Annotated in this window: 9 protein-coding genes, 1 other RNA gene and 1 pseudogene; all 11 read right to left on the bottom strand. The window is 63.4% G+C overall.

What is annotated here, in order from left to right; genetic code table 11:
- Window positions 1–338: 338 nt before the first annotated feature.
- Window positions 339–605 carry a pro-sigmaK processing inhibitor BofA family protein gene (locus KVT38_RS32470; protein ID WP_254639732.1) on the bottom strand — a complete coding sequence of 89 codons (267 nt, stop codon included), beginning with the start codon at window positions 603–605 and terminating at the stop codon, window positions 339–341.
- Window positions 602–892, bottom strand: a complete 291-nt coding sequence (locus KVT38_RS32465) for a DUF2508 family protein (RefSeq protein WP_217597895.1) — start codon at window positions 890–892, stop codon at window positions 602–604. The genes KVT38_RS32470 and KVT38_RS32465 overlap by 4 nt, the downstream gene beginning before the upstream one ends.
- Window positions 893–1,059: 167 nt before the next feature.
- A complete protein-coding gene (gene recR, locus KVT38_RS32460; RefSeq protein ID WP_217597894.1) occupies window positions 1,060–1,659 on the bottom strand; it encodes a recombination mediator RecR in 600 nt (199 codons plus the stop codon).
- Window positions 1,660–1,675: 16 nt separating this feature from the next.
- A complete protein-coding gene (locus KVT38_RS32455; protein ID WP_217597893.1) occupies window positions 1,676–1,987 on the bottom strand; it encodes a YbaB/EbfC family nucleoid-associated protein in 312 nt (103 codons plus the stop codon).
- A gap of 14 nt (window positions 1,988–2,001) precedes the next feature.
- The gene (dnaX, locus tag KVT38_RS32450) at window positions 2,002–3,807 is read right to left on the bottom strand and encodes a DNA polymerase III subunit gamma/tau (RefSeq protein WP_217597892.1); all 1,806 of its coding nucleotides are present in this window, start codon (window positions 3,805–3,807) and stop codon (window positions 2,002–2,004) included.
- Window positions 3,808–3,843: 36 nt separating this feature from the next.
- Window positions 3,844–5,025, bottom strand: a complete 1,182-nt coding sequence (locus KVT38_RS32445) for a two-component system sensor histidine kinase NtrB (RefSeq protein ID WP_217597891.1) — start codon at window positions 5,023–5,025, stop codon at window positions 3,844–3,846.
- 158 nt (window positions 5,026–5,183) lie between these two features.
- An RNA gene (ffs, locus tag KVT38_RS32440) (signal recognition particle sRNA large type) lies at window positions 5,184–5,447 on the bottom strand.
- A gap of 126 nt (window positions 5,448–5,573) precedes the next feature.
- On the bottom strand, window positions 5,574–5,993 hold the full coding sequence (locus KVT38_RS32435; RefSeq protein ID WP_217597890.1) for a YhcN/YlaJ family sporulation lipoprotein: 420 nt from the start codon (window positions 5,991–5,993) through the stop codon (window positions 5,574–5,576).
- Between the two features lie 72 nt (window positions 5,994–6,065).
- Window positions 6,066–6,263, bottom strand: a complete 198-nt coding sequence (rpmE, locus tag KVT38_RS32430; protein ID WP_090117667.1) for a 50S ribosomal protein L31 — start codon at window positions 6,261–6,263, stop codon at window positions 6,066–6,068.
- A gap of 111 nt (window positions 6,264–6,374) precedes the next feature.
- Window positions 6,375–7,643: a radical SAM family protein gene (locus tag KVT38_RS32425; RefSeq protein ID WP_217597889.1), complete on the bottom strand. Its 1,269-nt coding sequence runs from the start codon at window positions 7,641–7,643 to the stop codon at window positions 6,375–6,377.
- Window positions 7,644–9,134: 1,491 nt separating this feature from the next.
- Window positions 9,135–9,751, bottom strand: a pseudogene (rho, locus tag KVT38_RS32420) (transcription termination factor Rho); the annotation flags it as partial.

Here is a 9,751-nt window from a genome sequence, read left to right as displayed (position 1 = left end):
TGAGCCAGGATCAAACTCTCCATAAAGGGTAGTTCGACTTGCTCATGATAAAGCTGGTATAACTTTTCGCTTCGGCCCAGAGGCCTCAGCGTCCGTTTGTTTTAACGCTCGATGTTCAGTTTTCAAGGAGCAATCTTGTCTGTCGCTTTCGGCCTCTTGCTCGGCGGCCTCTCAGCGGCGACTTGAATAATATATCACACTCGCCTAATCCGATGCAACCCATATTTTCTGGAAGTTTGCTTTCTTTCCGACGGCCGTTCAGCCGCCGCTCTTAGGCGCGAGAATTAATTTAACACATCCCGGTATAGCTCGTCAATGCATAATGCATTTTTTCTACATTATAAAACAAGCATGTGCTGCAGACCGAGTACGAGCGCGACTCCAGGCAGCCCCAGCAGCGTGACTGCGCCGATCGTCGCCGGATTCAAAGGCACATGCCAACCGCTAATCCAGCCAGAGAAGTTGAGCGCATAAATCGCGAAGGCCGCTAGCGCCAGATGGGTGCCGAACCTCAAAAGCCAGCCTCCCGGAGCGCTTCTTCGCAAAAGAAGAAGCAGCAGGGAGGCTGAAGAGACGACCAGCATGACGAGCCATACCGTCTTCAAGCGCCTTCGCCCCCGACTACGGCAGACTCCATGCGAAACTCGGGCAGCTGCGCAGCTTGTTCCGCATGCCAGTGCATGCGCGCGCGCCGCAGCGTCATATCGAGCTTTTGCTCGGCGGCTTCAAGCAGATAGATGGCATAATCGACTTGATCCGCGCCCAGCGCATCGTCAAAACGAGCGCATGCCTGCTTCCACTCCGCCTCGGCCAGACGCACCTCGTCCACGAGCCGTTCCCGTTCGGACTTGCGCTGCTGCGCCGCCAACCTGTCCCGTCTCCCCTTCAGCATTGCTCACCGCTCCCTCTCCTGTGTGGTCAAGCTGCCCGTTGAAGGACAACCCGATACCATTTATATGTCACAGAATCGGCATTCAGAATCAGGCAAGCATAGAAAAAAGCGCCCGAGGGCGCTTTTCCTTAAACATTTTATTAGAAATTTAAAAAGAAAGCGAAACGTCAGAAGAGTTCGCGTCGTCCTTCGAGCGCTTTGGAGAGGGTCACTTCGTCCGCGTACTCCAAGTCTCCACCGACCGGAAGACCATGCGCGATGCGCGTCACCTTGATGCCGAAAGGCTTCACCAGCCGGGACAGATACATCGCGGTCGCTTCGCCCTCGATATTGGCGTTGGTCGCCAAAATCAGCTCCTGCACGCGCTCGTCGCTCAGACGCTGCACGAGCTCCTTGATGCGGATATCGTCGGGACCTACGCCGTCCATCGGCGAAATGGCGCCGTGCAGCACATGGTAATAGCCGGCGAACTCCCGCGTACGCTCCATGGCGACGAGGTCTTTGGGCTCTTGAACGACGCAGATCACCGAAGCGTCGCGCGTCTTGTCGGAGCAAATCCGACACGGATCGGTATCGGTAATATTGCAGCAGATCGAGCAATACGTCAGATTGCGCTTGACGCTGACCAGCGCCTTCGCAAAATCGATCGTGTCCTCTTCCTTCATCCGAAGCACGTGAAACGCAAGCCGGGCCGCGGTCTTGGGACCGATGCCCGGCAGACGGGAGAAGGACTCGATCAGCTTGGCGATCGGTTCGGGATAGAACAAGAATCAGGCTCCTCGCTTAGAACAAGCCCGGAATCTTCATTCCGCCCGTATACTTGCCCATGTCCGCGTTCGCCAGCTCGTCCGCCTTGGTCAGGGCGTCGTTAACGGCGGTCAGTACGAGGTCCTGCAGCATCTCGACATCCTCGGGATCGACCGCTTCGGGCTTGATCGTCACGCTCAGCAGCTTCTTGTGGCCGTTCATGGACACCGTCACGACGCCGCCGCCAGCCGTGCCGTCGATCGTCTTCTCGCCGAGCGCCTCTTGTGCCTTCAGCATTTGCTCCTGCATTTTCTTCACTTGCTTCATCATTTGGTTCATGTTGTTCATCTTGTAGTCCTCCTCTAGTCTTCTTTAATAACGACCAGTTCTTCTCCGAAAAGCCGAATCGCCTCTTCGATCAGCGGCTCGCCCTGCGGGCCGGCACCGTCGTCCGGGACGAGCTGCAGCTCCTCGGGCGCTTCCTTGCCCGCTGCCGAAGAATCGGCGGACGCGAGCGCCTCCTGCCATTCCTTCTGCAGGAGCGTGGCCAGCTGGGTCGGCCTGCCTAGCACCGCGCTGAGCACGCCTTCAATGACCTGCCGGTTGGCGGGCTTCTCCGTCGTCTCCCGGTGGATCGAGTTGCGGAAGGCGACGAGCACCGTATCGTCCGCATAGGACACCGGCTCTCCGTCCACCAGCCAGGCATGTACGGTTACGCGCTCTTCCTTGACGCGCTGCATGGCCTGCGGCCACTTGCCGAGCGCCTGCAGCGCGTCCGGGGAGCCCTTGGCGGCCAGAAACGGCTCCACCTTGACCCGCGCGCGCAGCGGCGCCTTGGCCGGACCGCCCGACGCGCCGGCAGAGCCCGCCGAACCGCGGGCCGAACCGGCGACTCCCGCGCGGCCGCCGCCGGCATCGGCCGAACCGCCCGCGCCCGCAGTTCCGGGCGCCACGCCCGTTCGCGCCAGCTCCGTGAGCTTGCGCTCCAAGGCAACAACCTGCTGCTGAAGCCGCTGCAGGTCCGCGCCTCCGGCGGCTGCGGACGGCGCCGCGACCGCCGCTTGTCCGCCGACGGCGGTTGTGCCGCCGTCCGAGCAGAGCTTGAGCAGCGCGATCTCGAACATCGTCTGCGGATGCGCCGCGTACTTCATCTCCGTCTGATATCGGTTCAGATGGTCGATGACGGCGAACAGCCGCTCCCGGCTGAATCCCGAAGCCGCCTGCGCGAGCGCGGCCGGATCGCCGGCACGGCCCGTCGCGCCTTCGGCATCCGGCGCCAGCTGCGCCAGCAGCAGATCGCGGAAATAGTGCATCAGCTGCTCGAGACACTTGTCCGCGCTCTTGCCCGCCTGCATCATCTCGTCGATCTCGCGAAGCGCAGCGGCCGCATCCTGATCCCGGATCGCGGACGCCATGCGCACGAACTGATCGGCCGGCAATCCGCCCGTCGCGTCGACCGCGCCCTGAAGCGTAACCTCGCCGCCCGTAAACGAAGCGATCTGATCGAGCAGACTCACCGCGTCGCGCATCCCGCCGTCGGACAGCCTGGCGATGTAGCCAAGCGCGTCCGCCTCGGCCGCGATGCCTTCCTCGCCGCAAATCTCGCGCAGCCGTTCGACCTGCTCCGACAGCGGCACGCGACGGAATTCGAAGCGCTGACACCGCGAGATGATCGTCGCCGGCAGCCGATGCGATTCGGTCGTCGCCAGAATGAACATCACATGCGCCGGCGGCTCCTCGAGCGTCTTGAGCAAGGCGTTAAAAGCCTCCGTCGTCAGCATGTGCACTTCGTCGATAATATACACTTTGCGCCGAACCTCGGTCGGCGCGTACTTCACTTTGTCGCGGATGTCGCGAATCTCCTCGACGCCCCGATTGGAGGCGGCGTCGATCTCGACGACGTCCATCACCGCGCCGGACGTGATGCGCCGGCAGGCGTCGCATTCGTTGCAAGGCTCCGTCGCGGGTCCGCGCTCGCAGTTGACGGCTTTGGCCAGAACCTTGGCCGCAGTCGTCTTGCCCGTCCCTCTGGGACCGCTGAAAAGATAAGCATGAGACAGCCGGTCTTCCCGGATGGCGTTCTGCAGCGTCTGGACGATATGTTGCTGCCCGACCATGTCCTTGAACGTCTGGGGACGCCAGGCACGGTACAATGCCATATGGGCCATTCCAAGTCGCTCCTGCCTTTGGTGTATTGCTATTTATTATACATCATCGCGGGGAATCGCTCCACCGCCCGATGCGCGACCGTCAGCCTCCGAACCGGCACAGGGGATCAGCACGGTGAATACCGTGCCCGCCTCGGAGGAGGAGACCGCGATCCTCCCGCCCAGATCGTGAACGATCCGCTGGCAGATGGACAGACCGAGCCCCGTTCCGTTTTCTTTTGTCGTATAAAAAGGGTCGAAGATGCGGTCCAGCGCCGCTTTGGGAATGCCGGGACCCGAGTCGCACACCTCGACGGCGACGAAGCCGACATGCGCAGGGCCGCCGTGACGCTCGCGAATGAGCAGGCGGCCGCCCTTGCCCATCGCTTCGATCGCGTTTTTCCCCAAGTTCAGAACGACCTGCTTGAGCATCTCCTTATCGGCGAGCACCGGCGGCAGATCGGGCTTCGTCTCATACAAAAGGACGATATCGTGGAGCGTCGCCTCATTGCGGAGCATCGGCATCATCTCCCGCATGACGTAGCCAAGACGCATGGCGGACAGCTTCGTTTCCTTCGACTTGCTGAGCAGCAAAAATTCGCCCACGAGCTCCTGCACGCGATCCAACTCGGACAGCACAATATGCGCGTACTCCTGCTCCTTGGTCATCTCCCGCTCGTCGAACGACTTTTTCATCAATTGAACGAAGCCTTTGACCGCCGTGAGCGGATTGCGAATCACGTGCGCGGTACCCGCAGCCACTTGTCCGATCATCTTGAGCCGGTCGGAACGGCGCACCTGCTCCTCGAGCATCATCCAGGGCGTGACATCGTGGAAAAGCAGATAGGCTCCGATCACCTCTCCGCCGGAGACAAGCACGTCCCCGTCGACAACGACTTCCCGGGCTACGCCTTCTTTGACCCATGCCAGCTTGCGATTGCGAAACGCTTCTCCCTGAAGCAGAGACCGGCCGAAGGGCAGCGGCAAGCCCAGCGTCTCGGCCCAGACGTCCGCCGGCTGCCCGGCCCACGCGGACCGGTCTCCGCCGAAGATGTCGCCTGCCATCGGATTCGCCTCGACGATCCGGAAGTCGGCATCGACGAGCAGGACGCCCATCCATTCGTCGGCCAGCATCCGATTCGCGAACAATCGCACGAAGTGATCCCGGCGCGCCCGGGAGTCTCCCCGCCACTGCGCGACCGCCCTCAACGCCCCTTGCTGCTGCCTCTTGTCCCCCATGCTTCCCCTCCACTCTGACACCTTGGCCGCTCGCGCCGCCCGCTTTTAAGCGTCGGAATACGCTTACGCAGAAAAATGAAAAACACACCTCGGCGCAGCTCTGTCTACGCTGAGGTGTGTTGATGTTGGAATATGAAAATTCGTCCTCGAATGAAGGACCGTGCACCTGCCCTCGATCGATGCCATCCAGCCGTACCTCGCTCGTACGCTCCCGAAGGGCTACCCTTCAGCACAAGAACGTGACCACTTACGGCTGCTTCCTTCCGGACCTGACCGGGTTCATGGGCGTCCCTCGCGAAGGACCCTGCGATCAACGCGCCGGGACGAAGCCGGAACTGCGTGGCATGACCTCAAACAGGAATTCGATCTCGCTATAGCGGATTGCGAGTGACAGGGCACCGCTACCTCCCCATCTAGCACGGCATGAACTAGTATAACGAATATCGTCGCCAGGCGCAACTAAGTCCGGCATATCCGTTTGCGGGAATCGTTCCCTGTCGGGTGGTGTCGCGGCAATACGCGCGGCAATCCGTTCGCCTACGCCAATGTCAGCGGCCGCCGACCGTCGACACGTGAACGTTGTATCTCGGGAAATTAAAGCGGAGCACGGTCGTCGCCTGGTTTTCCACCGTCTGCCGCTGCTGGGCGTCGAGGCCCGGCTTTAACGTGACGGTCACGTAGGCGTCGGCGCCGTTGAAGACGACACGCGAGCCGGCCACGCCGTTCAGATTCTGGATCGACGTCGACATCAGCTTGGAGTCGTTGCCGTAAGTTTCCGTCATATGACGCCCGGGAATGCGCGGGTAGCTGCTCGTACGCCCGAGCAGACCGTCGTCCGCATAGGTTTGCTGCTTGATGGAACTGCTGTTCGAGCCGCCCGAATGGCCGCATCCGGCGATGGGCAGCGCGGCCGCGGCCAGCGCGGCGATCAGCAGCATATTAAGGCGGAATCCCGTTCGTTTAAGCATGAAAAAACCTCCCTTCATACCCGTTAGGATGCGGAGGGAGGCTGCGCTCTATTCGTGATGATACGGCTTGGATTAGATGCCGTACTTCTTCTTGAACTTGTCGATCCGGCCGCCGGCGTCCAGGAACTTCTGCTTGCCGGTGAAGAACGGATGGCACGCGGAGCAGATCTCGACCTTAATGTTCGGGCGAACCGAACCGGTCTCGAAAGTGTTGCCGCAAGCGCACGTAGCCGTCGTGACGGAATACTTCGGGTGGATGGCTTCTTTCATCTTAGAATTCACCTCTTCTGCCCTGGAACGCATGCGGCTCCAGAGTTAATGGACATACCCGAACATTATAGCACCAATGTCCGCATCCTGCAACGGGAGCGCAGGCGCACGCTAGACGTTGGCGACCGTTCGGTTTTTCCGCGATGGCGGGATATGCGTATAGGAACCGATGACGACGTTCGGCAGCTCTTCGCGGAAGATCTCGAGCAGCGTTTTCATGCCGTAAATCTCGCCCTTTGCCTTGGGAATCAGGTTCAAATAAGCGTCGGGGTCTATGTTCAGGTTGCGCATCTGGATGAGCTTGAGCTTGGTCCGTCGCGCGAACTCGATCATCGCTTCAATCTCTTCTTCGCGGTCCGTGACGCCCGGGAAAATCAAATAGTTGATCGAGGTGTAGACGCCCTGGCTCTCCGCGTACTTCATCGTCTTCTCTACGTTGGCGAGCGTATAGCCCCGCGGCTTGTAGTAGGCGTTGTAGTGCTCGTCGATCGCGCTGATCGTGCTGACGCGCATCAGGTCAAGCCCCGCGTCGGTAATGGCGCGCAGGTGGTCGCTGAGCCCGGCATTCGTATTGATGTTGATGTAGCCGTTCGACGTACGCTCGCGCACCCGCTTGATCGCCTCGATGATGGTCTTCGCCTGCGTCGAGGGTTCGCCCTCGCAGCCTTGGCCGAAGCTGATGATCGTGTCGGGCTTCTTCAGATGCTCGAGCATGATGTCGACGACTTCGTCCGTCGTCGGCTTGAACTTGAGACGCGTCTGCGGAGACACGAAGCCGCTGTCGTCGGGCTGCTCGGAGATGCAGCCGAAGCAGCCTGCGTTGCAGGCGAACGATACGGGCACGGCTCCCTCCAGGCGCTGGAGAAACGTGTTGGATGCCGTGAGGCATTCGTAGCCGAGCGCGCAGTGGGACAAATGCTGGTACAGCCGGTTGTCCGGGTAGGCGGCGAGCAGCCGGTCCACTTCGACCTCGAGCTCCTGACGGTCGCAATTGTCCGGGTTCCAGGGCTCGGGGTCGTCCGTACCCGCGGCCGCTACGTAGAAGCCGCCGTCTTTCCAGACGACGGCCGTGTAGCCGAACAACGGAAACATCTGCGTCTTGTCCGTCTTCGTGTAGCCCGGAACGTAAAATCGCGTGAAGCCCTGGGGCAGCAAAGCGCCGACCGCTTGGCTGCCCGCGGGCAAAGCCTTCATTTCGCCGGTCTTCGGATTCATCCCGACCGCGCGCGTGTGCGGCAGGCCGACCAGCGTCGCGCCGGCGGGGAGCGGAATCAGTTCGTCTTCAAGCAGCTCGACCAGCCTGTCGCCGCTCCGCGCCACGGCATGAAGTTGATCGTGATCGTATACATTGCCGTGCTCGTCGGCGTAAACCAGGTACATGGCGTATAGCTCCTTTCGTGACTTGGACGCGCCCGGCCGGGGCCTGGCGCGTCCTGTATGGCTTAGGCGAGCTTATTCGGTCGCCGGGTTGTTCTTGGTCGTGCGTCGCTGGCGCGGCGCCTTGGCAGGCGGCGCCTCCGCGTCCGCAGATGCGGCGGGCGCGGAAGAGGCGGCCGGCGCCGACGGCGCCGCTTCCGCGGGCGAACTGCCCGCGGCCTGGTCCGCGGCCGCCGCTTTGGCGGCGCGAACGCCGGTCTTGGCGCCCGCGGACGCGCGGGTGCGCGGCTTGGCGGCGGCCGGCGCAGGCGCAGCCGGCTCCTGCGCAGCTGCGGCTGCAGCCTCCGGCGCCTGCGCGGCAGGCGTGTCTTCGGCCGCTGCCTTGGCGGCGCGGCTGCTCCGGGCGGTTCCGCGCGGCGTCGAAGACGAGGCGCGCGCGGACGTGCGCTTGGCGGCGGCCGGCGCTTCGCCGGTTGCCGGCGCCTCGGGCGCCGCTGCGCTCGGCGAAGCGGCCGGGGCAGACGCGGTCGGCGTTGCGCCCGGTGCGGCGGCCGATGCCGGCGCCGTAGGGGTTCCCGCATTTGGCGCTGAGGCGGGAGCCGATGCCGCAGATGCTGCCGGCGCAGGCGGAGCCGTAGATGCCGGCGTTACAGCCGGCTGCGTCGACACGGACGCGGACGGAGTCGCCGATGCCGGTGTCGTCGCGGCAGATGCAGACGCCGGCGTCGAAGCCGTCCCGGAGCTTGCAGCCCCCGAAGCGGTACCGGCGCCGCCCGGCGACGGCCGGCCGGATGCCGAGGAAGCGCCGCCGGTCGCCGGTCTCGAAGTACGGGCCGCAGCGCCCGACGAAGAAGCGGTCGGTCGGGTCGAAGACCTCGCGGCAGACGATGCTGACGACGAGGAGGATGGAGACATTCCGCCCGTTCTGGACGACGCGCTCGTACGCGGCGCCGATCCCGTCGGGCTCACGCCGCCGCTCGTCGCGGATGCGCCTGCGCCCGGGCTGCCGGCGCTCGAGCCGGTCGACGACGATGGCGCAACGGACGCCCCGTTGCCCGCGTTCGGCGCCGCGCTAGGCGAAGCCCCCGTGCCCATCCCCGTCGATCCGGCGGAACCGGCAGGCGACGACGGCGCCTGCGATGCAGGCGAACCGCCGCTCGCGGACGGCGAAGAAGCATTCGGCCGCGCTCCGTAGGAGGACGTGCCGTTCGAGTAGGTCGGACGGCTGCTCGAGTAGCTGCCGCCGCGCGGCCCGGCATTGTAGCTGCCCGGACGCGACTGCGACAACGGCCGGGAACCGGACGCGCCGGAATACCGCTGACCGCCGGTCGAACCTGCGGTTGAAGAGCCGTAGCCAGCCCCTGTGCCCGACGCTCCTGCGGAAGAAGCGCCTGCGGAGGCGGAGCCGCCGGAGGACGCCGAGCCGCTCGAAGCAGCGCTGCCGGCAGTGCCCGAAGCCGCCTGGCCGCCGGTCTGACCAGGGCGCAGCGGTCCGCGGCCCGGTGCGTTCTGGGCGCTGTCCAATACGGCCAGGAACTCCACGTTCGTCTTCGTGCCGCCCAGCTTGCGCAGGAATTGATCCACGAATTCGATCGAGTCGTTCATGCTCTTGCGCAGCGTCCAGACCTTGTCGAGCTCCTCCTTGGAGAGGAGCATCTCCTCGCGGCGCGTGCCGGAGCGGCGAATGTCCAGCGCCGGGAAAATACGGCGTTCGGCGAGCTTGCGGTCAAGATGAAGCTCCATGTTGCCGGTGCCCTTGAACTCTTCGTAGATGACGTCGTCCATCCGGGAGCCGGTCTCGACGAGCGCGGTCGCCAGAATGGTCAGGCTGCCGCCTTCCTCCACGTTCCGAGCGGCACCGAAGAAGCGCTTAGGCCGATGAAACGCGGCAGGATCGACGCCGCCCGAGAGCGTACGGCCGGATGGCGGCACGACGAGGTTGTAGGCGCGCGCCAGACGCGTGATGCTGTCGAGCAGAATGACGACGTCACGCTTGTGCTCCACGAGACGACGCGCCCTTTCCAGGACAAGCTCCGCTACCTTGATGTGTTGCTCAGGCACTTCGGCGAATGTCGAGGCGGCGACTTCGCCCTTGCCCCCGCGCTGCATGT

It is taken from the genome of Cohnella sp. GbtcB17, from assembly GCF_019091135.1.
GTDB lineage: Bacteria > Bacillota > Bacilli > Paenibacillales > Paenibacillaceae > Cohnella.
Note: the sequence above shows the minus strand (reverse complement) of the source record. Positions and strands in the feature narration are given on the sequence as shown.